Origin of the sequence: Enterobacter cloacae complex sp. SHL012 (genome assembly GCF_049237505.1) — a bacterium.
Classification (GTDB): domain Bacteria; phylum Pseudomonadota; class Gammaproteobacteria; order Enterobacterales; family Enterobacteriaceae; genus Enterobacter; species Enterobacter kobei.
On record NZ_JBMKIZ010000001.1, the window covers coordinates 1,276,588 to 1,302,387 of the forward strand.

At 54.3% G+C, this 25,800-nt stretch carries 16 protein-coding genes and 1 pseudogene; 7 read left to right on the plus strand and 10 right to left on the minus strand.

The window, feature by feature from the left end; all coding sequences use genetic code 11:
• Positions 1 to 699, plus strand: a pseudogene (locus ACOTY9_RS06050) (recombinase); the annotation flags it as partial.
• 271 nt (positions 700 to 970) lie between these two features.
• Here the strand turns inward: ACOTY9_RS06050 and ACOTY9_RS06055 are convergent.
• Positions 971 to 1,231 (minus strand): DUF2534 family protein, encoded by a 261-nt coding sequence (locus ACOTY9_RS06055; protein WP_008500962.1) that lies wholly within the window; start codon positions 1,229 to 1,231, stop codon positions 971 to 973.
• 208 nt (positions 1,232 to 1,439) lie between these two features.
• On the opposite strand from ACOTY9_RS06055, the gene eco reads away from it, so the two are divergent.
• Positions 1,440 to 1,940 (plus strand): serine protease inhibitor ecotin, encoded by a 501-nt coding sequence (gene eco, locus ACOTY9_RS06060; RefSeq protein ID WP_045134317.1) that lies wholly within the window; start codon positions 1,440 to 1,442, stop codon positions 1,938 to 1,940.
• A gap of 80 nt (positions 1,941 to 2,020) precedes the next feature.
• Here the strand turns inward: eco and mqo are convergent, their stop codons facing one another.
• Entirely contained in the window at positions 2,021 to 3,670 is a 1,650-nt protein-coding gene (gene mqo / locus ACOTY9_RS06065; protein ID WP_014884599.1) for a malate dehydrogenase (quinone), read from the minus strand.
• 187 nt (positions 3,671 to 3,857) lie between these two features.
• On the opposite strand from mqo, the gene ACOTY9_RS06070 reads away from it, so the two are divergent.
• Positions 3,858 to 5,147, plus strand: coding sequence for a SulP family inorganic anion transporter (locus ACOTY9_RS06070; RefSeq protein WP_023330943.1), 1,290 nt, complete (start codon positions 3,858 to 3,860; stop codon positions 5,145 to 5,147).
• Here the strand turns inward: ACOTY9_RS06070 and mgtE are convergent.
• The 6 genes from mgtE to ACOTY9_RS06100 form a co-directional block, all read right to left on the minus strand.
• A complete protein-coding gene (gene mgtE / locus ACOTY9_RS06075) occupies positions 5,110 to 6,546 on the minus strand; it encodes a magnesium transporter (protein WP_014884601.1) in 1,437 nt (478 codons plus the stop codon). The genes ACOTY9_RS06070 and mgtE overlap by 38 nt on opposite strands.
• A gap of 148 nt (positions 6,547 to 6,694) precedes the next feature.
• Complete coding sequence (locus ACOTY9_RS06080) at positions 6,695 to 8,338, minus strand: multidrug ABC transporter permease/ATP-binding protein (RefSeq protein WP_348565372.1); 1,644 nt, start codon at positions 8,336 to 8,338, stop codon at positions 6,695 to 6,697.
• Positions 8,339 to 8,407: 69 nt separating this feature from the next.
• On the minus strand, positions 8,408 to 9,064 hold the full coding sequence (gene alkB, locus ACOTY9_RS06085) for a DNA oxidative demethylase AlkB (protein ID WP_421637313.1): 657 nt from the start codon (positions 9,062 to 9,064) through the stop codon (positions 8,408 to 8,410).
• On the minus strand, positions 9,064 to 10,122 hold the full coding sequence (gene ada, locus ACOTY9_RS06090; protein ID WP_348565730.1) for a bifunctional DNA-binding transcriptional regulator/O6-methylguanine-DNA methyltransferase Ada: 1,059 nt from the start codon (positions 10,120 to 10,122) through the stop codon (positions 9,064 to 9,066). Before ada ends, alkB begins: the two co-directional genes overlap by 1 nt.
• 72 nt (positions 10,123 to 10,194) lie before the next feature.
• Positions 10,195 to 11,250: an FAD:protein FMN transferase ApbE gene (gene apbE, locus ACOTY9_RS06095; RefSeq protein ID WP_047026907.1), complete on the minus strand. Its 1,056-nt coding sequence runs from the start codon at positions 11,248 to 11,250 to the stop codon at positions 10,195 to 10,197.
• A 115-nt stretch (positions 11,251 to 11,365) separates the two neighbouring features.
• The gene (locus ACOTY9_RS06100; protein ID WP_014884606.1) at positions 11,366 to 12,481 is read right to left on the minus strand and encodes a porin OmpC; all 1,116 of its coding nucleotides are present in this window, start codon (positions 12,479 to 12,481) and stop codon (positions 11,366 to 11,368) included.
• 743 nt (positions 12,482 to 13,224) lie between these two features.
• Between ACOTY9_RS06100 and rcsD the strand changes: the two genes are divergently transcribed.
• Both rcsD and rcsB read left to right on the plus strand, forming a co-directional pair.
• Positions 13,225 to 15,897 (plus strand): phosphotransferase RcsD, encoded by a 2,673-nt coding sequence (gene rcsD / locus ACOTY9_RS06105; RefSeq protein WP_421637314.1) that lies wholly within the window; start codon positions 13,225 to 13,227, stop codon positions 15,895 to 15,897.
• A 16-nt stretch (positions 15,898 to 15,913) separates the two neighbouring features.
• The gene (rcsB, locus tag ACOTY9_RS06110) at positions 15,914 to 16,564 is read left to right on the plus strand and encodes a response regulator transcription factor RcsB (RefSeq protein WP_003859405.1); all 651 of its coding nucleotides are present in this window, start codon (positions 15,914 to 15,916) and stop codon (positions 16,562 to 16,564) included.
• 79 nt (positions 16,565 to 16,643) lie between these two features.
• On the opposite strand, the gene rcsC is transcribed toward rcsB, so the two are convergent.
• Together rcsC and gyrA are read right to left on the minus strand one after the other, a co-directional pair.
• Entirely contained in the window at positions 16,644 to 19,490 is a 2,847-nt protein-coding gene (rcsC, locus tag ACOTY9_RS06115; protein WP_023330948.1) for a two-component system sensor histidine kinase RcsC, read from the minus strand.
• A gap of 134 nt (positions 19,491 to 19,624) precedes the next feature.
• Positions 19,625 to 22,261, minus strand: coding sequence for a DNA topoisomerase (ATP-hydrolyzing) subunit A (gene gyrA / locus ACOTY9_RS06120; RefSeq protein WP_348565370.1), 2,637 nt, complete (start codon positions 22,259 to 22,261; stop codon positions 19,625 to 19,627).
• A 146-nt stretch (positions 22,262 to 22,407) separates the two neighbouring features.
• Here gyrA and ubiG point away from each other — a divergent pair, with 146 nt between their 5' ends.
• Together ubiG and nrdA are read left to right on the plus strand one after the other, a co-directional pair.
• Positions 22,408 to 23,136 carry a bifunctional 2-polyprenyl-6-hydroxyphenol methylase/3-demethylubiquinol 3-O-methyltransferase UbiG gene (ubiG, locus tag ACOTY9_RS06125; protein WP_014884609.1) on the plus strand — a complete coding sequence of 243 codons (729 nt, stop codon included), beginning with the start codon at positions 22,408 to 22,410 and terminating at the stop codon, positions 23,134 to 23,136.
• 347 nt (positions 23,137 to 23,483) lie between these two features.
• Complete coding sequence (gene nrdA, locus ACOTY9_RS06130) at positions 23,484 to 25,769, plus strand: class 1a ribonucleoside-diphosphate reductase subunit alpha (RefSeq protein ID WP_014884610.1); 2,286 nt, start codon at positions 23,484 to 23,486, stop codon at positions 25,767 to 25,769.
• Positions 25,770 to 25,800 lie beyond the last annotated feature (31 nt).

Here is a 25,800-nt window from a genome sequence, read left to right on the forward strand (position 1 = left end):
GTTGATGAATCATTAATGATGGATAACCCGGCAGCACGTAAAAAAATGCGCCGCGTTGAAGAGAAGAAACGTAAACGTCTTCCTTTGGACGTCTTCATTGCCATGAGAAACGCGGCGGAACCATGGTTAAGGACAGCAATGGATTTGGCACTTCAGACAACACACGCGCGGCTCGAAGTTTCGCGAATAAAATATTCGATTAAGGAACCGAAAAATGGTATTTGTGGATGTGTATGGCTAGACGAACCTGATAACGGAATCTACGGTACTTTGTACATCCATCGTCAGAAGGTTCAAAAGAAAGAGGCATCACACGTAGCGATCCCAATTGGAGGGGAACTGAAGAGGATTATTGACGATAGCCGGGATAGTGTTGCCAGTCCTTATGCCGTACACCGAATACCAGAAAGAAATAATAAACGTAGTAAAGAGGTTTCGCACCCTACTCAGGTAGCACCTGATTATCTAAGCCGTTCCTTCTCTGCACTACGTGACAAGCTTAGATTATGTGATCATCTTCCGATGGATGAGCGCCCAACATTTCACGAGATAAGGGCACTGGCTGCGCATTTGTTTGATAGCCAGGGTATCGATCCTCAAGGAAGGATGGCCCATAGTGACGCTAAATCAACAAAGATTTATACCAGCAATCATATCGACTGGGTTATGGTCCCACACGGTGAGATTAAGGCAAGCTAGGTCATGGCGAAACTACCCCCTAACCCATTGATGTATATAGTGCATATAATGCGTAAAAATCACTGTTTGTTTACACAGACAAACGACCTGCAAGCCAGTAGTGGCGCGGCTTAGAAGCTATATATGCGGGTGTCATGGGGTGTCGGGGGTCGGAGGTTCAAATCCTCTCGTGCCGACCAAAAATACATTGAAAACCAGCCTCTTATGGCTGGTTTTTTTTATGCATAAAAAAGCCACCCCGCAGGATGGCTTCCTTATCGCACGTCGGCGCTTAGTGCTTCTCACGTCCACCCAGGAAGAAAATACCCAGCGGGATGGCAAGCAGAACGGTGAAGACAAGGCTGTAAACGAAGATCATCGCCGATTGCAGAACATACATGCTGGTGGTCCAGGCGGAGAGGGGAATGTTGTACTGTTCGATAACGCCAACAATGGTTGCCCGCCCTACGCACGCGGCCGCAATCATAAACACAACCAGTAGCGCCAGGAGGAACTTGCGGCCTTCAGGTGTTTTCAGTTTTGCACGAACCATCTCTCTTCCCTTTACAGATGAATAACATTATGTGGCGTTCAAAATAACACGATCTGCCGCCAGATACCATTTCAGCACAAAAAACTGGATTTATAGTGTAAGTAAGGTTTATTACACCACTTATATTGAAAATGTAAGTAAATGACGCTAATCATTCATAAGTGTTATGCTAATCTGATTCTGCTCGTTTTGACATAAAGGAATGACAATGAAAAACGCACCTAAATTTGCCATCGCCCTGATTGCCGCGTGCATCAGCACCGGCGCTTTCGCCAGCGAAACCCAAAAAGAGCAGCCGCTGGAAAAAGTTGCCCCCTATCCGAAAGCGGACAAAGGGATGAAACGTCAGGTGATTCAGCTACCGGTTCTGCAGGACGAAGCGAACTACAAAGTGGAGCTGTTGATTGGTAAAACGCTGGAAGTGGATTGTAACCAGCACCGACTGGGCGGCCAGCTGGAGAGCAAAACGCTGGAAGGTTGGGGCTACGATTACTACGTCTTCGACAAAGTGACCTCCCCCGTCTCCACCATGATGGCGTGCCCGGACGGCAAGAAAGAGAAGAAATTTGTAACGGCATATTTGGGTGATAACAGTCTGCTGCGCTATAACAGCAAGTTGCCTGTCGTGGTGTATACGCCTGAAAACGTAGAAGTGAAATACCGCGTATGGAAAGCGGATGAGAATGTCGGACAAGCGGTAGTACGTTGAAATTAAGTCGGGTGGCGGCTTCGCCTTACCCGACCTACAACACTAAAAACGGTAACGAATGTTACCGTTTTGCTTTTACCTTACAGGGCGATATCCGCAACCGGTTTGTTTTCCGCCTGCGGCTTCAGTTCCGCCTTTGGCGCAGCATCCGCTGCCTGCGGCTTCACATATTGCAACTGCAATACGCGGCTGGTGTATTCCAGCTCCTGCTCCGTCGCGTCGACATTCCCGTTCAGCTTCGTACCGTAGGATGGAATAATCGTTTTCAGCTTCGCCTGCCATTCCGGGCTGGCAACTTTATCTTTAAACACTTTTTCCATCAGGTGCAGCATGATTGGCGCAGCAGTAGATGCACCCGGTGACGCGCCCAGCAGCGCGGCAATCGTGCCATCCTTATCGCTCACCACTTCCGTACCCAGACGCAGCACGCCGCCCTCTTTCGGGTCACGCTTGATGATCTGAACGCGCTGTCCCGCCTGCCACAGACGCCAGTCTTCTTTCTTCGCCTGCGGATAGTACTCTTTCAGCGCCTCGAAGCGTTCCTCGTCAGAGAGCATCACCTGGCTGATGAGATATTTCACCAGATCGAAGTTATCCAGACCCACGTCCATCATCGGCTTGACGTTAGAGGTGGTCGTGGCGCTGAGCAGATCCCACAGGGAGCCATTTTTCAGGAACTTGGTGGAGAAGGTCGCGAACGGTCCGAACAGCACCACGCGCTTACCGTCAAGCATACGGGTGTCGATGTGCGGAACAGACATCGGCGGTGCACCGACGGAAGCCTGACCGTACACTTTTGCCAGATGACGATTCACCACTTCCGGGTTCTCGGATACCAGGAACTGACCGCCAACCGGGAAGCCCGCATAGTCGTCAGCTTCAGGAATACCGGACTCCTGCAGCAGTTTCAGCGCCGCCCCACCGGCACCAATAAAGACAAACTTCGCCTTGATGACGTGCTCGGCTTCGTTGTTTTTCAGATCGGCAACGGTCACGCTCCAGCTGTTATCCGCGTTGCGCTTAAAACCACGCACTTCGGTGCTGAGCTGCAGGTTGAAGTTCTCTTTCTTCTTCAGAGACGTCACCAGCTGACGGGTAATTTCGCCATAGTTAACGTCGGTACCAATTTCGGTCCGGGTCGCGGCCACTTTCTGGTTCGGGTCACGACCTTCCATCACCAGCGGCGCCCACTCTTTGATCTGAGCGTGGTCTTCAGAGTATTTCATCCCACGGAAGAGCGTGCTCTGCTGCAGCGCAGCGTAACGCGCGCGCAGGAAGTTGACGTTCTGCTCGCCCCACACAAAGCTCATGTGCGGTACGGTGTTAATGAAGGAGTGCGGGTCATGCATCACGCCGCTGTTGACCTGGTGAGACCAGAACTGGCGTGAGATCTGAAACGCTTCGTTGATCTCTACCGCCTTCTCGATACTAATGGAACCGTCCTTTTTCTGCGGCGTATAGTTCAGTTCCATGAGTGCCGAATGTCCGGTACCGGCGTTGTTCCAGCCGTTCGAACTTTCCTGCGCCACGCCATCAAGGCGCTCGACCATGGTCATGGACCAGTCCGGCTGAAGTTCTTGCAGATAGGTTCCCAGCGTGGCGCTCATGATACCGCCACCAATTAAAAGGACGTCCGTTTCCTGCTCTTTAGGGGTGTCAGCTTTCGCCGCCATAGAGACGGTGTTAAGCCCCACGGCCAGAGAAAAGAGCATGGCAGTCATTTTTTTCATAATTTATGCCTTAGTGTAAAAGTGCTTGATGCGTGGAAATTGCAGGTGAAAAAAGCTGCGGAGGCACGGTAACAACTTTTAAATATTGTTTAAAGGTTACGAAATTATTGTAATTGTGAAATTTAATGGTGGGTTGTTTGTAAGGAATTATCGATGTGGCTGGTAAATCGTGGGTTTACTGGCTAGTATGTGGCGTTTTGTGATCGCGCGCACGGAAGCCTGCCCTAATCTGCGAAGAGTTATGTCCTTACCCCATTCTGCTGTACCCGGCGAAGACCGCGTCACCACGGTCCTTAGCTCGCCAAAACTTCTGATGCGTGAAACGCTGGCGGGCGTCATTACCGCCCTGGCCCTGGTCCCTGAAGTGATCTCATTTTCGGTGGTTGCAGGCGTTGATCCCAAAGTCAGCCTGATCGCCTCCGTGGTGTTGTGTTTTGCTTTGTCTGTGCTGGGCGGTCGTCCGGCGATGGTCACGGCGGCGGCCGGTTCCGTGGCGCTGGTTATTGGCCCGATGGTGCACCAGCACGGCGTGCAGTACATTCTTCCGGCAGTTCTCATGGCGGGGGTGATCCAAATACTGTTTGGCGCACTGGGCATGGCAAGGCTGATGCGCTTTATCCCTCAGTCGGTGATGACCGGGTTTGTTAACGCCCTCGGCATCTTAATTTTCTTTGCTCAGGTTCCGCACTTCTGGAGCCGAAGCCCGTTAATCGTCGGCCTGTTCGTGCTCACGCTGCTTATCGTGCTGTGGGTGCCGCGCTATATCAAAAGCATCCCTTCCCCGCTGATTGCGATAGTGGTGCTCACGGTGTTCACCGTTACCAGCGGACAAATTCTGCCGACGGTGGGTGATGAAGGCTCGATGAGTGGCGGGTTACCGGGACTGACGGAACTGCTGGTCCCCCTGAACATAGAAACGTTAAGCATTATCTGGCCGTGCGCGTTAAGCATTGCGTTCGTCGGGCTGCTGGAGTCACTGCTGACGGCGAAGCTGGTGGATGAACTGACCGTCACCCCGTCCAGTAAACGCCGTGAAAGCATCGGGTTGGGCGTGGGCAATATCCTGGCCGGGCTCTATGGCGGGATCGCAGGCTGCGCGATGATTGGACAAACCATCGTCAACGTGGAGATGGGGAAAGGCCGAAGCCGTATTTCAACGTTAGCGGCTGGCATCGTTTTACTGGTGCTGGTGACGGCGCTGAGCGACGTGATGGCTAAAATTCCGATGGCGGTGCTGGCAGGCATTATGGCGATAGTCGCCATCAAAACCTTCAGCTGGCACAGCATTCAGCCCGCAACGGTAAAAAATGCACCGGTTGCGGAAACCGTCGTGATGCTGGTGACGGTCGCCGCAACGGTATCAACCGGTAACCTGGCTATTGGGGTGCTGGGGGGGATTATCCTCATGGCACTGCTTCCCGCCCGCATTAAACGTCGTCTTAAAGCAGAAAAAGCGTTGCAAGCCCAAGAAAAATAAAGAAACCACCGGTATCGGTGATGGCAGTGATCATCACGCTCGACCCCACCGCGGGGTCGCGCCCCAGTTTGGTCATGGTCAGTGGAATAATGACCCCCATCATCGATGCCACCAGTAAATTCAGCACCATCGCCAGCATCATCACCCCACCTAAGGCCATATCGTCATACAGCCACCAGGTGATGCCCCCCATAATGCCGCCCCACACCAGGCCGTTGATCAGCGCCACCCCCATCTCCCTGAAGATCAGAAAGGCGAAATTGCCGGGCTGAATATTTTCCAGCGCCAGCGCGCGGACGATCATCGTGATGGTCTGGTTTCCGGTGTTGCCGCCAATCCCGGCCACAATCGGCATCAATGACGCCAGGGCCACCAGCTGTGAAATGGTGTGTTCAAAGCCATCGATTACGCGGGAGGCGATAAAGGCGGTACACAAATTAATGGCAAGCCACGCCCAGCGCGTTTTCACCGCCTTACCGACGGAGGCGTGGACGTCATCTTCGGCGCTGATCCCCCCGAGCGCGCGCAGGTCGTTATCGGTCTCTTCGTAGACCACGTCAACGATCTCATCAACCGTCAGACGGCCCATCAGCTTGCCGACGGAATCCACGACGGCCGCACTCACGAGATCGTCACGTTCGAAGGTACGTGCCGCTTTTTCAGCATCGTCTTCCGGAGAGAAGACCATCGGCTCGTTTTCCATCACCTCACTGACTCGCCGCTGGGTGCTGTTAAGCAGGATCGTTTTCAGCTCCAGCTCGCCCAGCAGGGTTTTATCCCGCGAGGTAACGAACAGTTTATCGGTGTTATCCGGCATCTTGCCCAGGCGACGCAGGTAGCGCTGCACGGTACCGAGCGTGACGTCCGGACGCACCGTGATAACGCCAAACTCCATGATCGCGCCGACGCTATTTTTCTCGTAGTGCATCACCTGACGGACACGCGCGCGCTCATCGGCAGGCAGGGAGGCCAGCAGGCGACCGGTCAGGTTACGCGGCAGGTGTTGTACAAGGTAAATCTGTTCGTCGATATCCAGCGTTTGCAGCGCATCGAGGATGTCCCGGTCGCTCATCTCGTCGATCAGGTCATCCCAGACGTTTTCCGAAGCTTCAAGCAGTACCTGCCCGCGCTCGTGATCCTGCACCAGACGCCACAGGGCGTGACGCTCTTCGGAGGGAAGTGCTTCGAGCGTATCCGCCAGATCCGGCGGGGGTAAATGAGCAACCAGCGCACCTACCTCAGCAATATCGTCGGCTAAAGTGCCGACATCATATTGCTCAGCCAGGGTCAGTTTGCCTAATAACGTAGAAGTGACCGCTTTATCGGTCGTGAGAAGCCAGATGAGTCGCGCACGCTCCTGATCGCGCTGCCTGGCGCTGTTTTTCTTTAATACCGACATCAATCATAAATCCATTAAATGAGTTGGCGTTAAGCATAGCGCGAGGATATGTAAATAAGAATAAACAACGGGACGGGATGAAGAAAAAAACGGCATTACGGCCACGATCTATCCCCTCTCCCTGTGGGAGAGGGTTAGGGTGAGGGCATCAGGCCGTGCGCGCCACCGCATCACGCGAGGCCGCCTCACGCTCGTCACCGGTCAACTCGCTCAGCTTGCCATCGCGCATCTCCAGCAGACGGTCAGCGTGAATGAAGTAGTGATCGTCGTGGCTAATGGCGAAAATGGTTTTGCCCATCTCCTGCATCAGCGGCAGCAGCACCTGATAGAACTCACGGCGGAAGTGAGGATCCTGATCCGCCGCCCATTCGTCCAGCAGAATGATATCGCGCTCTTCCGCCAGCGCCAGCAGCAGCGCCACGCGCTTCTTCTGCCCTTTAGAGAGCTTCAGGTTAAGAATTTTACCGTCCTGCAGCTCCAGCTTGTGCGACATCTGCAGCTGTGCCAGCCATTTTTCCACCAGCACAGGATTGGCCTGCTGCCCTTCAGGACCGAGCAGCCGATCGAACAGCCAGACGTCGGTAAATACCGCCGAAAAGAGCTTGCGGTAGTCCTCAGGTTTCCCGGCACTCAGCGCCTTACCGTCCAGCAAAATCTCGCCCGACTGCGGCTGGTAGAGTCCGGTGAGCAGCATCGCCAGCGTGGATTTACCGCTGCCATTACCGCCGATGAGGAACAGCAGTTCGCCGCGGTGAATCGTCAGGTTGACCGGCCCCACGGAGAAGGCGTTGTCCTGATAGCGGAACATCACGTCGCGCAGCTCCAGCGTATGCCAGTCCGGGAAGGCTTGCGGGCGAGGGAATTCCGCCTTAAATGGCGCGAGGTCGAATTTTTTGAGCTTGTTAAACGCCACCTGCGCACTCAGCAAGGTGGGCAATGCGCCGACCGCCGAGAGCAGCGGCGTGCGTAAAAACAGCAGCGTCAGTGAGTAGGTTGCCGCCACGTTGGTGTCCGCCCAGCCCAGGCTGTTCGCCATCCAGAATACCAGGCCAATGGCACCCAGCATCATGATATTTGACCAGTTCACCGCGCTCAGGTGGAAAGTATCGGCGCGGATGATGTGATGCCGATATTCGCGCGCGTCCGGGATATAGAGATGATTGAAGATATACTCGGCGCGCTCGCGGTTCAGGGTCAGCTCCTTGCGCCCTTCCAGCACCGTCTGGTAATCGTTATACAGTTTATCTTCCGTTTCGCGCAGCACCGCCATATGTTTATAGACGCGTGACACCAGCACAAAGCCGCCCCAGATGGTAATGGCAATCCACAGAGCGGTCACCGCCAGCATTTTACTGGAGAGCCAGGCAAGATAAGCCGCCGAGCCAAAGGTCAGAATGATCCCCTGCACCAGCTCCGGCAGACGAACAAACGCGATGGTGATAGCCCGCACGTCGCTGGTCAGCCCCGCCAGCAGGGAGGCGCTGCCAAGTTGCTCCACCCGTTCAACCTGAGTGTCCAGGATCCGCTTGATAAATTCGCTGCGCAAACGGAAAACGAAATGGTGGCCGAGCGCGGTTAGCGCCAGCTGAGAGCCAAGCGTAACCGCCATCAACAGCAGCAGCAGGCCGAGAAACTCTGGCAAAAAAGAGAGTGAGGTATCGACCATTTCAATCAACCGCACGTTAATAAACGCGATCAGGCCAATACCCAATGCGGCGCTGGCAAGGCTTAACGCCATGACGGCAATGAAGGGCCAGCGATACTGACGCCAGACAAGGTGAAGTAGTTGCATGCAGGCAATCCGGACAATAAAAATCAGCCAGCAGTGTAAACTGCCCGGCGTGTACATCAAGAATAATTCTTATTTTTGTTTACTAAACCCTGCCTGGCGAAACGTCAGGTTAAAACGGTACTCGCCCGTGAGGGGATGCACCCCGGGTTTCAGAGGCTGAATGCCGTGATAATACAGCCGCGATTCCCTGCCCCACACCACCACGTCGCCATGCTCCAGCATAATGCGTTTGAGCGGATCGTTTCGGTGTAATCCGCCAAACTGGAAGACGGCAGAAAGCCCTAACGATACCGAGACGATGGGTGCCCGGAGATCGGGTTCATCTTTATCCTGATGCAGGGAGAGTTTCGCGCCGACGGCGTAGCGGTTAATCAGGCAGGCATCCGGTCGGAAGTCAGGATAATCAGCGGCAACGGCAGCCTCGTGGCAGAGAGCCTGAAAAACCGCAGGCATCGGGGGCCACGGCTGGCCGGTCGCGGGATCGTTCGGCGCATACAGGTAGCCTCGTTCATTCGTCGCCCACCCTAATTCGCCGCAGTTCGCCATGGCCACCGACATCGTGTAACCGCCCGGCGTGACCATATGGCGAAACGGGGAAACCGCCGTCACCTCTTCTATACCCGCAAGCAGCGCCGCCGCACGGGAGAGCGCGAAGCGACGCAAAATAACCGCCCCCGGTGCCAGTGGTTCCTGCCAGGGTTCCGCATCCGCAAAAAGATCGAGCATTATCCCTCCAGGCGTTTCGCCTCACGTTTTAGCAATAGCGCTTTTCGCGCCGTCCCCCATCGGTAACCCGACAGTGCGCCATCGTTACGGACAACGCGGTGACAGGGGATCACAATCGCCAGCCTGTTTGCCGCACAGGCTCCCGCGACGGCACGTACCGCGTTGGGTTGTCCAATCGCCTGCGCCACCTGCTGATAACTTGCCGTTTCACCGCAGGGAATTTCACGAAGGGCCTGCCAGACTCGCTGCTGGAACGCGGTTCCGCGTATATCCAGCGGCAGTTCAAGCGGCGCTGCGCGGTTATCAATACTGGCAATCACCTGGCGGATACGCTGCGCGAAGGCATCTTCCTGCGGCGCGGGCTCTGCTTTTGGAAACAGCGTCGCCAGCTCCCTGGCTAATTCGGCATCGTCGTCACCGAGCAGTATTGCGCAAATCCCCCGCTCGCTTTCAGCAACCAGACAGCGTCCTAATGAGCAGTCGTCGATGGCGTATTGCACCGCCACGTCGCCTTTGCGGTACTGTTTCGCCGTCATACCCAGCGCATCCGTGGCTTTACGATAATAGCTGCTGCTGTCGGGAAAGCCTGCGGCCAGCACGGCATCGGTAACGGTATCCCCCTGGGCAAGCGCCGTGCGCAGACGTTGACCGCGCGCCGCCTGCTGCCAGGCTTTTGGCGTCATCCCGGTGACGGACTTAAACAGCCGGTGGAAGTGAAAAGGACTCATGGCCACCTGCTGCGCCAGACCGTCCAGCGTTAACGCAGGATCCTGCTCCAGAAGGCGACAGGCGTGCTCCACTTTCGCCAGCTTCTGCTGCTGCGGATCGCGTTTATCCGGCATACAGCGCTTGCACGGGCGAAACCCTGCCTCAATGGCATGGTGAACATCAGGATAAAAGTGGACGTTTTTACGCAGGGCGTGACGTGCCCGGCAGGACGGACGACAGACAATCCCCGTCGTTTGCACGGCAAAGACAAACTGATCGTCAGCACGCGGATCGCGAGCCAGTACAGCCTGCCAGCGATCCTCATCGGTCATATAGGTTGGATTTTTCATCATCAGCTCCTCTTACAAGCATACCTGTAGCGTGCCTGAGTGCCACTGATAAAAAACCCGCAACCTTGCTTTTTAATTTTTGTCGCTCACCAGGAAACTGTTGAACTGCGGCGAGCTCCAGGTTTTAAACTCGTCGCCCTCTTTGGTGATCATATACACCGCCAGCCCTTCCTGACGAACCACCTCTTTCGCTTTTTCCGGGCCGAGGACCATTAAGCCGGTATCCCAGGCATCGGCTTCCAGCGCCGTCGGCGCAATCACCGTCACCGAGACCAGATTATGCGCGATCGGCCGCCCGGTCTGCGGATCAATAACATGCGAGATGCGCTTCCCGTCAAGCTCGTAATAGTTACGGTAACTCCCGGAGGTGCTGATGCCATGTCCGTTGATATCGACTATCGCCTGCACGGCATTTTGCCGATCGGTCGGTTTTTGAATCGCTACGCGCCACGGTTTATCGCTGGCGTTCATGCCCCGGCTGACTAACGCGCCGCCCACGGAGACCAGATAGCGCGAAATGCCTTCCTGCGTCATCAGCGCGGCAAGGTGATCCGCCGCGTAGCCTTCCCCTACCGTCGACAGATCGACAAACAGATCGGGGATATCTTTTTGCAGGTACTGTTGGCCGTACTGATTGATCACCGTCAGATGCTGCAGCCCTGTCCGGGCACGGGCATCATCAATAGCCGCCTGATCGGGCGTCACCACCGGCTGTTTATTCGGGCCAAATCCCCAGAGGTTCACCAGCGGCCCGACGGTCACGTCCATCGCACCGTTGGTTTTATATCCCACGCGAATGGACTCGGTGACGATATCAGCCATCGCTTCACTCACCGGCCACAGAGACGTACTGGTGGAGAGGTTAAAGCGCATCAGCGCCGAGTCATTTTTGTAGGTCGACAGCAGCTGATCGTCGGCGTCCAGCTGAGCCTGGATTTTGCCGCGAAGTTCTTCCGTGCGCGTTTTATCGAGGTTCATCACGCTGACGCGCCAGAAGGTGCCCATCGTTTTGCCTTCGAGCACCGTGGCAGCGGGTGCGTCGGTTTTCGCCACGGGGGCGGGATCGTTACATGCGGTCAGGAAAAAAAGCATAGCCAGAAAGCTGGCGCGTAAAAAAGTCATATCCATTCATTATTATCCTCATGCCAGGGCGGCAAGAGTACACCAAAACGGGTCAATTGTGAGATCCAAAAACACGCACAAAAAAGGGGCCACCAGGCCCCTAAGTCATACTACGACGCGATTAGAACTGGTAAACCAGACCCAGCGCGACGATATCATCAGTACCGATACCGGCCTGACGGGTGAACTCATTTTCATCAACCAGGTTGATTTTGTAATCCACGTAGGTAGACATGTTTTTGTTGAAGTAGTAAGTCGCACCCACATCAACATATTTCAGCAGATCCTGGTCGCCATACCCTTCGATGTCCTTACCTTTAGACTGCAGGTAAGCCACGGATGGACGCAGGCCGAAGTCGAACTGGTACTGAGCAACCACTTCGAAGTTCTGCGCTTTGTTAGCGAAACCGTAGATATCGCTGCTGCTCTGAGAGTTGCCGAAACGTGTTGCGTTATAAGTCTGAGAGTACTGCGCGGCCAGATAGATGTTGTTGGCATCGTATTTCAGGCCACCCGTATAGACTTCGGCATGATCGCCTTCGCCTTTCAGAGCTGGGTTAGCCGTGTTGTTCTGATCGGCGGTACGTTTGGAAGAAGACATTGCACCACCGATGCTGAAGCCTTCGCCCAGGTTATAGGTCAGGGACGCACCGTAACCGTCACCGTTCTGTTTCAGGGTGCTACGACCGGTGTCGTTTTCACCGCTTACGCTACCGTTTTTACCCTGATACTGCAGAGCAAAGTTCAGGCCATCCACCAGACCAAAGAAGTCCTGGTTACGGTAGGTTGCCACGCCGTTAGCACGAGATTGCAGGAAGTTGTCTGCACCGTAGGTATCACCACCAAATTCTGGCAGCACGTCAGTCCAGGATGTTACGTCGTAGATCACACCGTAGTTACGACCGTAATCGAAAGAACCCGCTTCAGCGAATTTCAGACCAGCAAACGCCACACGGGTCCAGGCCTGGTTGTCGCTTTCTGTTGTGTTGCCCTGGATCTGGTATTCCCACTGGCCGTAACCGGTCAGCTGATCGTTAACCTGAGTTTCACCTTTGAAGCCAAGACGCATGTAGGTCTGGTCACCGTCAGCACTCTTGTCGTCAGAGAAATAGTGCAGACCATCAACTTTGCCGTACAGATCTAATTTGTTGCCATCTTTGTTATAAATTTCAGCCGCATTTGCTGCGCCTGCTACCAGCAGTGCTGGTACCAGGAGGGACAGTACTTTAACTTTCATTTTATTAACCCTCTGTTATATGCCTTATAATTGCCACTGCTTACTGGCTAACCCTCATTAACCAGTCGGCAATTTCATTCTCCGCAAAATTACAGAATAATCCAATGCGAATATGATACGAAAACTTTGAAGATGTTTCATTCATCTATCAACATGTTTCAGAATGTTAATATCAAGGAACTTTTACAAAGCACAAATAGCTTAGAAAATTAGCATTTATTATCAAAATTAATATTATTCCATTAAATTTCAATGAGTTGGGATATAAATCGTTACAGCACTGAATGACAAAACAAGATCGCTCCTAATCTCTAAAATAGCTCTCGCTATCATCATTAACTTTATTTATTACCGTCATTCAGTTTTGAATGTCTGTTTATCCCTAATTGAGCCGAATGCATCGCATTCGGTTTTTTTTTACCCTTCTTTACGTAACTTTTCTTTTTATGTGCTACCAGCACGAAATTGTAACGACTATTAACTAATCCCGTTACGAGGGTCAACCAACGTGCAAAAATTCAGCAGAAACTTAATTTCTTGTTAATTCGTGCTATTTACTGGCGAGAAGTTTCTTTTATTTGTACACGCATCGTGAACTTGTACACTTTTAACGCACATCGCCTCTTCCTCAGTGTTCCCTGAAAAAGTCGCCTGTTCCAGGCCAGTGGCGCTGGAAATTCAGGTATTACCCTTTATACTGCCCTATCGCCACAGAGCACGACCATTACGGGTTAAAGATATCAATGAGTCAGACTGAAACTACCGCCCCGAGCAAATTCTCCCTTCTTCCCGGGAGCATCACCCGTTTCTTTCTTCTTTTGATCGTTGTGTTATTAGTCACCCTGGGCGTGATGGTGCAGAGCGCGGTAAACGCCTGGCTGAAGGACAAGAGCTACCAGGTGGTTGATATCACTCATGCCGTCCACAAGCGCATTGATACCTGGCGCTACGCCACCTGGCAGATTTACGACAATATTGCCGCAGCGCCTGCAAGCGCATCGGGGGATGGGCTTCAGGAGACCCGGCTTAAGCAGGATGTCTACTATCTCGAAAAACCGCAGCGTAAGACTGAGGCGCTTATCTTTGGCTCTCACGACAGCGCAACGCTTGAGATGACGCAGCGTATTTCAACCTATCTGGATACCCTCTGGGGTGCCGAGACGGTGCCGTGGTCGATGTACTATCTGAATGGTCAGGACAACAGCATGATCCTGATCTCGACGCTGCCATTGAAAGATCTCTCTTCTGGTTTTAAAGAGACGACCGTTGGCGGCATCGTCGATTCCCGCCGTGCAGAAATGCTGCAGCAGGCGAATGCCCTTGATGAGCGTGAAAGTTTCTCATCGCTGCGCCGCCTGGCCTGGCAAAATGGTCACTATTTTACCCTGCGTACCACGTTCAACCAGCCGGGACATCTGGCGACGGTCGTGGCGTTTGATTTGCCTATTAATGATTTGATCCCGCCGGATATGCCACTCGACAGCTTCCGTATGGAGCCAGACAGCAGTACCCAGAACATGCGCGCGGCGTCGGACAAAGAGGCCGCAGAGAGCGTCACCATCTCCTTTAACGGCTCGAAAATTGAAATTGCCTCGTCACTGAACTCAACCGGCATGCGCCTGGTGTGGCAGGTACCGTTTGGCACCCTGCTGCTCGATACCCTGCAAAATATTTTGCTGCCGTTGCTGCTGAATATCGGCCTGCTGGCGCTGGCCCTGTTTGGCTACAGCACCTTCCGCTTCCAGCCAGGACGTCAGAGCGACGCCTCTGCGGTCACCGCGGGCAACACGAATGAACTTCACGTGTTACGCGCGCTCAATGAAGAGATTGTTTCCGTGCTGCCGCTGGGCGTATTAGTCCACGATCAGGAAGCGAACCGCACGGTGATGAGCAATAAAATTGCAGACCATCTGCTGCCGCATCTTAACCTGCAGAACATCACCACCATGGCGGATCAGCACCAGGGGGTTATTCAGGCCACCATCAATAATGAACTGTACGAGATCCGTCAGTTCCGCAGTCAGGTGGCCCCACGCACGCAAATCTTCATTATCCGCGACCAGGATCGCGAAGTGCTGGTGAATAAGAAACTCAAGCAGGCGCAAAGGCTGTATGAGAAGAACCAGCAGGGGCGCGCCGCCTTTATGCAGAATATTGGCGACGCCTTCAAACAGCCATTAAAAACGCTGGCAACCCAGGCGGCGGCGTTAAACACCTCTGAAAGCCACCAGCTTGCCTGCCAGGCCGACTCGCTGGTTCGTATGGTGGATGAGATCCAGTTAGCGAACATGCTGGAGAATGATTTCTGGAAAGGTACGCCTTCCCTCTTCTCCATTCAGGATCTGATCGATGAAGTGGTTCCGGAAGTCCTGCCGGTGATCAAGCGTAAAGGTCTGCAGCTGCTGATCAACAACCATTTACCGGCGAATGACGAACGCCATGGCGATCGCGAAGCGCTACGTCGCATTCTGCTGATGATTATTCAGTATGCCGTGACCACCACGCAGATCGGCAAGATCACCCTCGAAGTGAGCACCGACGAGTCGGCAGAAGATCGCCTGACGTTCCGCATTCTGGACACCGGGGAAGGCGTCACGACGAGTGAAATTGATAATCTGCACTTCCCGTTCCTGAATGACACACAAAGCGATCATTACGGTAAGGCTAACGCCCTGACCTTCTGGCTGTGCGATCAGCTGGCGCGTAAGCTCGGCGGCCACCTGAATATCAAAGCACGTGAATCGCTCGGCACTCGCTACTCTCTGCACGTGAAAATGGCCGTCAATCCGCAGGAAGAAGATGAAGAGCGCCTGCTGGATGACGTGGTGGCGATGGTGGATGTGACCTCAAACGAGATTCGCAACATCGTGGTGCGTCAGTTAGAAAACTGGGGCGCGGCCTGCATCACGCCGGATGAACGACTGGCAAGTCAAGAATTTGATCTGTTTTTAACGGATAATCCGTCTAATCTTACTGCCTCGGGCTTGCTTTTAAGCGATGATGAGTCAGGCGTGCGGAAAATCGGCCCTGGCCAGCTGCGCGTCAACTTTAATATAAGCAATGCGATGCAGGAAGCTGTACTACAACTAATAGAAGAGCAGCTGGCGCAGGATGAGATAACGGAATCTCCGTTAGGCGGCAATGAAAACGCCGAGCTTCACGCCAGCGGATACTATTCACTCTTTGTTGATACAGTACCAGATGATGTTAAGCGGTTGTATACTGAGTCCGCTGCGAATGATTTTGCAGCGCTGGCGCAGACAGCACACCGGCTTAAAGGGGTATTTGCCATGCTTAATCTGGTTCCCGGCAAGCAGTTATGTGAAACGCTGGAACATCTAATTCGTGAGAAAGATGCCTCTGGCATTGAAAAATACATCAGCGACATTGACGACTACGTCAAAAGCTTGCTGTAGCAAGGTAGCCTTATACATGAACAATATGAACGTAATTATTGCCGATGACCATCCGATTGTACTGTTCGGTATTCGCAAATCGCTTGAACAGATCGAGTGGGTGAATGTAGTCGGTGAATTTGAAGACTCTACAGCACTGATCAATAACCTCCCAAAGCTTGATGCACACGTGCTCATTACCGATCTCTCCATGCCTGGAGATAAGTACGGTGATGGGATTACGCTCATCAAATATATCAAACGTCACTTCCCGGACATCTCGATCATTGTTCTGACCATGAACAACAACCCGGCGATCCTGAGCGCCGTGCTGGATCTGGACATCGAAGGGATTGTGCTGAAACAAGGCGCACCGACCGATCTGCCAAAAGCGCTCGCTGCGCTGCAGAAAGGCAAGAAGTTCACGCCTGAGAGCGTCTCTCGTCTGCTGGAAAAAATCAGCGCGGGTGGCTACGGTGACAAACGTCTGTCACCGAAAGAGAGCGAAGTTCTGCGCCTGTTCGCTGAAGGTTTCCTGGTGACCGAGATTGCCAAGAAGCTGAACCGCAGTATTAAAACCATCAGCAGCCAGAAGAAATCCGCAATGATGAAGCTGGGTGTGGACAACGATATTGCCCTGCTGAACTATCTCTCCTCCGTGACGCTGAGCGCGACGGACAAGGATTGATCACCGCAGTAAATGCCGGGTGGTGTTCGCGCAAGCGAAGCGCCGCCGGGCAAATAAAAAAGGCCCGAAAGGGCCTTTTTTATATCCTCGTTTTCCTGACGCGTTCCGCATAGACCGACAAGGTCTGCTTCAGCACGTCCAGCGTGACCGGTTTCGACAGACAGCTGTCCATGCCTGACTCCAGGCATCGCTGTTTCTCTTCCGCCAGCGCGTTCGCCGTGACGCCCACCACCGGCAACGTCAGGCCAAGCTGGCGGATACGTTGCGTCAGACGGTAGCCGTCCATGTTAGGCATGTTGACGTCACTGAGAACGATATCAATATGATTTTTACTCAGCACATTCAGCGCGTCCACACCGTCATTGGCCGTTTTGCACTGGTAGCCAAGCGACCCGAGCTGGTCTGCCAGCAGTCGGCGGTTAATCGGATGGTCATCCACGACCAGAATCATCATATCGTCATTCACTGACGCCAGACCTTCCGGTGACGGCAATTCACCGGCTCCGTCGTTCTCTTCCAGCTGCACTTTGTAGATGCGTGCCAGCAGGCTCAACAGCTCATGCGGCGTGGCGACACTGTGTACCCACTCTCCCGGCGCACGTTCAACCGGTATGCCAATGTGGCGACGACAGAAGAGTACCGTTCCTCTCCCCTGCCACGCCTGTTCCGGCATCTCGTCGGCGATCAGCACGTCATCCGCGTCCGGCGTCTGGTCTTCATAGCGGCACACCCTCACGCCGCTATGGGTAAGCAGCGCCGTCAGGTAATCATTTAGCGAAGCGTTATTCACCGCCAGCCAGCAGCGCTTATCGCTCAGCCCGTCAACCGTCGCTTTTGCCGGATACTGAGCCGAATAGAGCGGAATACGGATGGTGAACTGGCTGCCCATGCCGGGCTCGGTATCCACCGAGATATCACCGTCCATCATGCTGACGAGCTTCTCACAAATCGCCAGCCCCAGACCGGTGCCCTGGAAGTTACGCTGCACGCCGGTACCGACCTGGAAGAACGGGTCGAACAGGCGAACCACTTCTTTCGCCGGGATGCCTACACCCGTGTCACGGACGCGAATGCTCAGGTAATCCCCCGCCCGGCAGACGTGTAACACGATACAGCCAATATCGGTGAATTTGATGGCGTTGCTAAGCAGGTTAGAGATGACCTGCTGCAGGCGCATCGGATCGCCGTGCAGCGTCAGCGGCACATCCGGTTCAATAAAGCAGTAGAGACCCAGCTGTTTACGCACCACCAGCGGCAGATAGTTGGCGCTGATGTGGTTCATCACTTCACGCGGCGAAAACTCCCGCGGTTCGATTTTCAACTGCTCAGACTCAATTTTAGAGAAATCGAGAATATCGCTGATGATTTTCAGCAGCAGACTGGAGGAGTTGTTCATTGCCGTCACCAGCCTGTCGACCCCTTTCGGCAGCTCTTTCGTCTGCAACAGGTCGAGGTTACCGATAATCCCGTACAGTGGCGTACGCAGCTCGTGGCTGACGGTGGCAAGGAACATAGATTTCGACTGGCTGGCCTGCTCCGCCGCCTGCGCCATCTCCTGCAGCGACTCCTCCATCTTCACGCGTGCGGAGACATCCACCAGCACGCAAATCGCCACGTTTTCATTACGATAGCGGGAGTGAACAAAGCTGATCTGCAGGTTGGTATGGGTGCTGGTGAGTACGTCGACAAAGTTTACCTGCTGACCGCAGATGATTTGCGTCAGCCTTTGACGATCCTCATGCGTCAGCATGTTCAGATAGTTGTGCGCCAGCTCGTTACTCAGGATGTTGGTCCCGTCCTGAGTACGCAGAATACAGATCCCCACCGGTGCCGAGGCGACTATCTTACGGTTAAACTGCTCGTGCTCTTCCAGACGCTGGGCGTCGCTTTCGGCGGGAATAAAGATTCTTCGCTCATACATGCGCGCCAGCGTAAACAGCGCCCCTCCCACCAGCAGGTTGAGCAGAATTGCATTCATAATCAGAATGCGTATCCGCTCCAGCACCATATCGACCGGCAGCGAGTAGACGATACTCAGCGACGACGGTGGCAGGCTTTTTTTCAGCACCAGCTCACGAAAGCCGGAGGTGTAACCAAACCACGAGCGTTCCTGCATCCAGTGCGGATCGACGTTCAAACGGTTATCCGGCCCGGCAAGCGAGATCAGCTGATGTCCGTTTTCATCCAGAATGGTCACACCCATCGGCAGGCTGCCTGGCGTGAAGAAGTTTTCCATGCGGATAGTCTGCTCAATGCCCAGCAGCGCCTGCAGGCGGTTACCGAGGTAAACCGGCGTCAGCGCGTAGAAATAGCCCACGCCCATGCGCGGCCCCTGGCTAATCCAGAAGATGTTATTCCCGCGCTCGTCCTGCGGCGCATTGCGATATTTCACAATACGCTCATGCAGGCTTTTCAGCGCATCATCACGCTCGACGGGCACGTCGCGCAGGCCGAAGTCAGCCATGCAGAGATTTTCGCTGCCAATCAGGAAGACGCGATTGAGATCGTAGGCGGCGGAAAAATTGTCGCGCCAGTAGCGCATAAACCAGGCGAGGGATTCCAGCGACCCGCGCCAGGTGTTGCTCATGGTGGAGCAGTCGGAGTCCGGGAACAGCGGCTGGAAGTCCGGCACTTCGGTTTTGTCATTACGCCCGCGAAGCGCCAGGATGCCGTTTTCCGCCGTCAGTCGGTTTTCGGCAATATACTTCAGCTCCTTCATTACATCAGATGTTCGCTGAATGTAACGCTGGGCCTGATCGGAGCTTAAATTAAACTCCTGGCGGATCTCCGCTTCTTTCTTGTGCAGCGCGTTGACGATGTAGAACACCGACAGCAGGACCACCAGCAACCAAAGCAGGAGCGCCAGCGCCCGGAACAGATAGCGAGAAACTTTCAGCGTGGTACGAAAGGAGACGAGGTATTTCAAAGGGGCGAGGCTCCGCCGTCGGGGTCAAAAGAATGTGGTTAAGGTAGCGGTAAACGCGGCTTGCCGCAACGTTCACTTGTCTGCTTACGTAAAAGAAAAGGGCCGGAATCCGGCCCTTTTTGCGTCAGGAGACATTACTCGTCAGCGTCATCCGCTGCATCATCGTCGGTGTCCGCTTCCGGCGCGATTTCATCGTCACCTTCCGCAACGCTACCGTCGATGGAATCGAGCTCTTCGTCATCCACCGGCTCAGCCACGCGCTGCAGACCCACCACGTTTTCATCTTCCGCAGTACGGATGAGGATAACGCCCTGGGTGTTACGACCCACCACGCTGATCTCAGATACGCGTGTACGCACCAGCGTACCGGCATCAGTGATCATCATGATCTGGTCGGCATCATCGACCTGTACCGCACCCACAACGGAACCGTTGCGCTCGGTAACCTTAATAGAGATAACGCCCTGCGTGCCACGTGATTTGGTCGGGTATTCGCTTTCCGCGGTACGTTTACCGTAACCGTTCTGGGTGACGGTCAGGATTGCACCTTCGCCGCGAGGAACGATCAGGGAAACAACGGAATCTTCACCCGCCAGTTTGATACCGCGTACACCGGTCGCTGTACGACCCATTGCGCGCACGGCGTTCTCTTTGAAGCGCACCACTTTACCGGCCGCAGAGAACAGCATGACTTCATCAGAACCGGAGGTCAGATCCACACCGATCAGCTCGTCGCCTTCGTTCAGGTTCACCGCGATGATCCCGGCGGAACGTGGACGGCTGAACTCGGTCAGCGCGGTTTTCTTCACGGTACCGCTGGCGGTCGCCATAAAGACGTTCACGCCCTCTTCGTACTCGCGTACCGGCAGAATGGCGGTGATACGTTCGTTCGCTTCCAGCGGCAGCAGGTTGACGATTGGACGACCACGCGCGCCACGGCTCGCTTCAGGCAGCTGATAGACTTTCATCCAGTACAGACGGCCACGGCTGGAGAAGCAGAGGATCGTGTCGTGGGTGTTGGCCACCAGCAGACGGTCAATAAAGTCTTCTTCTTTAATACGTGCCGCAGACTTGCCCTTGCCGCCACGACGCTGTGCTTCATAGTCGGTCAACGGCTGATACTTCACATAGCCCTGGTGAGACAGCGTGACCACCACATCTTCGCGGTTGATCAGATCTTCAATGTTGATATCAGAGCTGTTCGCGGTGATTTCGGTGCGGCGATCGTCGCCAAACTGGTCGCGGACCAGCTCCAGCTCTTCGCGGATCACTTCCATCAGGCGCTCTGCGCTGCCCAGAATGTGCAGCAGCTCGGCAATCTGCTCCAGCAGCTCTTTGTATTCGTCGAGCAGTTTTTCATGCTCAAGGCCGGTCAGTTTCTGCAGACGCAGATCCAGAATCGCCTGGGCCTGCTGTTCAGTCAGGTAGTACTGACCGTCACGTACGCCGAACTCAGGTTCCAGCCACTCAGGACGCGCCGCGTCATCACCCGCACGCTCCAGCATCGCCGCCACGTTACCCAGATCCCACGGACGGGATACCAGTCCGGCTTTTGCTTCTGCCGGGGTTGGCGCGCGACGGATCAGTTCAATGATCGGGTCGATGTTGGCCAGCGCAACCGCCAGCGCTTCAAGGATGTGCGCACGGTCGCGCGCTTTGCGCAGTTCAAAGATGGTACGGCGGGTCACCACTTCGCGGCGGTGACGCACGAACGCGCTCAGGATCTCTTTCAGGTTCATGATCTTCGGCTGACCATGGTGCAGTGCCACCATGTTGATACCGAAGGAGACCTGAAGCTGAGTCTGGGAGTACAGATTGTTCAGTACAACCTCACCCACCGCGTCGCGTTTGATCTCAATCACGATGCGCATACCGTCTTTGTCAGACTCGTCACGCAGCGCGCTGATGCCTTCAACACGTTTTTCTTTTACCAGCTCGGCGATTTTTTCAATCAGACGGGCTTTGTTCACCTGATACGGGATCTCGTGAACAATAATGGTTTCACGGCCGGTTTTAGCGTCCGCTTCCACTTCGGCGCGGGCACGGATGTAAATCTTGCCGCGACCGGTGCGGTACGCTTCTTCAATACCGCGACGACCGTTGATGATCGCCGCCGTCGGGAAGTCCGGGCCCGGGATGTGCTCCATCAGCCCTTCAATGCTGATGTCTTCATCTTCGATATAGGCCAGGCAGCCGTTGATCACTTCCGTGATGTTGTGCGGCGGAATGTTAGTTGCCATACCCACGGCGATACCGGACGAGCCGTTCACCAGCAGGTTAGGGATTTTCGTCGGCATGACGTCAGGGATTTTTTCCGTGCCGTCGTAGTTATCAACGAAATCAACCGTCTCTTTTTCCAGGTCGGCCATCAGCTCATGGGCAATCTTCGCCAGACGGATTTCCGTATAACGCATTGCCGCGGCGGAGTCGCCGTCGATAGAACCAAAGTTACCCTGACCATCTACCAGCATGTAACGCAGCGAGAATGGCTGCGCCATACGGACGATAGTGTCGTACACCGCGGAATCACCATGGGGATGGTATTTACCGATTACGTCACCAACGACACGGGCAGATTTTTTGTAGGCTTTATTCCAGTCATTGCCCAATACGTTCATGGCGTATAGTACGCGACGGTGTACCGGCTTCAGGCCATCGCGGACGTCCGGCAGCGCACGGCCAACAATGACCGACATCGCATAGTCCAGATAGGAGCTCTTCAGCTCTTCCTCGATGTTAACCGGTGTAATTTCTCTCGCAAGGTCGCTCATCTAACCGCTATCCCTCTACTGTATCCCGGATTCAAAGGTCGCAAATTATAACACAGCCGCGGTGATTGAGGTAAACCTATACGCTTTATTCATGGGGATTGCCTGATATACTCCTTTGTCTTGCTAAATAAGGAGTAAAAGCGCCCATGAATGCCGAAAAATCCCCGGTGGCTCACAACGTTGACCACGAAGAGATTGCCAAATTTGAAGCGGTGGCGTCCCGCTGGTGGGATCTCGAAGGTGAGTTCAAACCGCTGCATCGCATTAACCCGCTGCGTCTGGGCTATATCGCGGAGCGTTCCGGCGGCCTGTTCGGTAAGAAGGTGCTTGATGTCGGCTGCGGCGGCGGCATCCTGGCGGAGAGCATGGCGCGCGAAGGCGCGACGGTCACCGGTCTGGATATGGGCTTTGAACCCTTGCAGGTGGCCCGTCTCCATGCGCTGGAGTCAGGGATCCAGGTTGAATACGTGCAGGAAACCGTGGAAGAACACGCGGCAAAACATGCCCACCAGTATGATGTGGTGACCTGCATGGAGATGCTGGAACACGTTCCCGATCCGCAATCCGTGGTGAACGCCTGCGCAAAACTGGTGAAACCGGGCGGTCAGGTCTTCTTCTCAACCATCAACCGTAACGGTAAAGCCTGGCTGATGGCCGTCGTCGGCGCGGAATATGTGCTGCGCATGGTGCCAAAAGGCACGCACGACGTGAAGAAATTCATTAAGCCTGCTGAATTACTGAGCTGGGTTGATCGGACGTGGCTTAAAGAGCAGCACATTACCGGCCTGCACTACAATCCGCTGACCGATAAATTCAAACTCGCCCCGGGCGTGGATGTTAACTATATGTTGCATACAACCGCCAAAAACGACTAACGTCATTCGTTATTCTTATAAAGATTGCGCGACATCATGTTGCGCAATTCTGCCCTCCCGTTGAAGAAATCAGCACTCGATCAAATTTTGAATTTTTTTTCTTAATTATTGACATGTCGTCCAGGCCTTACGGTACGAGGACTTAGCCTTTTTTACCCTTTCACAACCTCAATTTAACGTCAAAATCAACCCTTGTGCTGAAAAGATTCGATACTAGAATACTCACCATATAGCGTTTTTCTTATCGCAAACCCCCTATATGTAGTATTTATCCACAGAGTTAGTCACAAGACGATTCTGTGGATAAGCGGGGGATATTTTTTATTTCACGGACAGGTAAAACCCACATGAATCAGAGTCTGCTGGTGACAAAGCGCGACGGGACGACCGAGCGTATCAATCTGGACAAAATCCATCGAGTTCTCGACTGGGCAGCAGAAGGACTGAACAACGTATCTATCTCCCAGGTTGAACTGCGTTCCCACATTCAGTTCTACGACGGCATCAAAACGTCTGATATCCACGAAACGATTATCAAAGCAGCGGCAGATCTGATCTCCCGCGACGCACCGGATTATCAGTACCTTGCTGCACGTCTGGCGATTTTCCACCTGCGTAAAAAAGCCTACGGCCAGTTTGAGCCGCCTGCGCTTTACGATCACGTGGTGAAAATGGTTGAGCTGGGCAAATACGACACGCATCTGCTGGAAGACTATACGGAAGAAGAGTTCGAGCAGATGAACGGGTTTATCGATCACTGGCGCGATATGAATTTCTCCTATGCGGCGGTGAAGCAGCTCGAAGGCAAATACCTGGTTCAGAACCGCGTTACCGGTGAGATCTACGAAAGCGCCCAGTTCCTCTATATTCTGGTGGCCGCCTGCCTGTTCTCAAACTACCCGCGTGACACCCGTCTGGATTACGTGAAGCGTTTCTACGATGCGGTATCGACGTTCAAGATTTCTCTGCCAACGCCAATCATGTCTGGCGTGCGTACCCCTACCCGTCAGTTCAGCTCCTGCGTACTGATCGAGTGTGGCGACAGCCTGGATTCCATCAATGCGACCTCCAGCGCCATTGTGAAATACGTCTCCCAGCGCGCCGGTATCGGCATCAACGCCGGTCGTATCCGTGCACTGGGCAGCCCGATTCGCGGCGGTGAAGCGTTCCACACCGGCTGTATCCCGTTCTACAAGCACTTCCAGACGGCAGTGAAATCCTGCTCTCAGGGCGGCGTGCGCGGCGGTGCTGCGACCCTGTTCTACCCAATGTGGCACCTGGAAGTGGAAAGCCTGCTGGTGCTGAAAAACAACCGTGGCGTGGAAGGCAACCGCGTGCGTCACATGGACTACGGCGTACAGATCAACAAACTGATGTACACCCGTCTGCTGAAAGGGGAAGACATTACCCTGTTCAGCCCGTCCGACGTCCCGGGCCTGTACGACGCGTTCTTCGCCGATCAGGACGAGTTCGAGCGTCTGTACACCAAATATGAAAAAGACGACAGCATCCGCAAGCAGCGCGTGAAGGCGGTCGACCTGTTCTCCCTGATGATGCAGGAGCGTGCCTCTACCGGCCGTATCTACATCCAGAACGTTGACCACTGCAACACCCATAGCCCGTTTGATCCGGTGGTTGCGCCAGTACGCCAGTCTAACCTGTGCCTTGAGATCGCCCTGCCGACCAAGCCGCTGGAAGACGTGAACGACGAAAATGGCGAAATTGCACTGTGTACGCTGTCTGCGTTCAACCTGGGTGCAATTAAAAGCCTGGACGAGCTGGAAGAGCTGGCCGTGCTGGCGGTTCGCGCGCTCGACGCCCTGCTGGACTACCAGGATTACCCAATTCCGGCCGCTAAACGTGGCGCGATGGGTCGTCGTACCCTGGGTATCGGCGTGATTAACTTCGCCTACTGGCTGGCGAAAAACGGTAAGCGTTACTCCGACGGCAGCGCCAATAACCTGACGCACCAGACGTTCGAAGCCATTCAGTATTACCTGATGAAAGCGTCTAACGAACTGGCGAAAGAGCAAGGCGCATGCCCGTGGTTCAACGAAACCACCTATGCAAAAGGCATTCTGCCGATCGACACCTACAAGAAAGACCTGGATGCGATCGTCAGCGAGCCGCTGCACCTTGACTGGGAAGGCCTGCGCGAGTCCATCAAGACTCACGGTCTGCGCAACTCCACGCTCTCTGCCCTGATGCCGTCTGAGACCTCTTCGCAGATCTCCAACGCCACTAACGGTATTGAGCCGCCGCGCGGCCACGTCAGCATTAAAGCGTCGAAAGACGGCGTGCTGCGTCAGGTGGTACCGGACTACGAAACACTCGGGAACAACTACGAGCTGCTGTGGGAAATGCCAAACAACGACGGCTACCTGCAGCTGGTGGGTATCATGCAGAAGTTTATCGACCAGTCGATCTCTGCCAATACCAACTATGACCCGACGCGTTTCCCGTCTGGCAAGGTACCGATGCAGCAGCTGTTGAAAGACCTGCTGACCGCCTACAAATTTGGCGTGAAAACGCTGTACTATCACAACACCCGTGACGGTGCAGAAGACGCGCAGGACGACATGGTACCGTCAATTCAGGACGATGGCTGCGAAAGCGGCGCATGTAAGATCTAAGCACTTCGCCGGGTGGCACTACGCATACCCG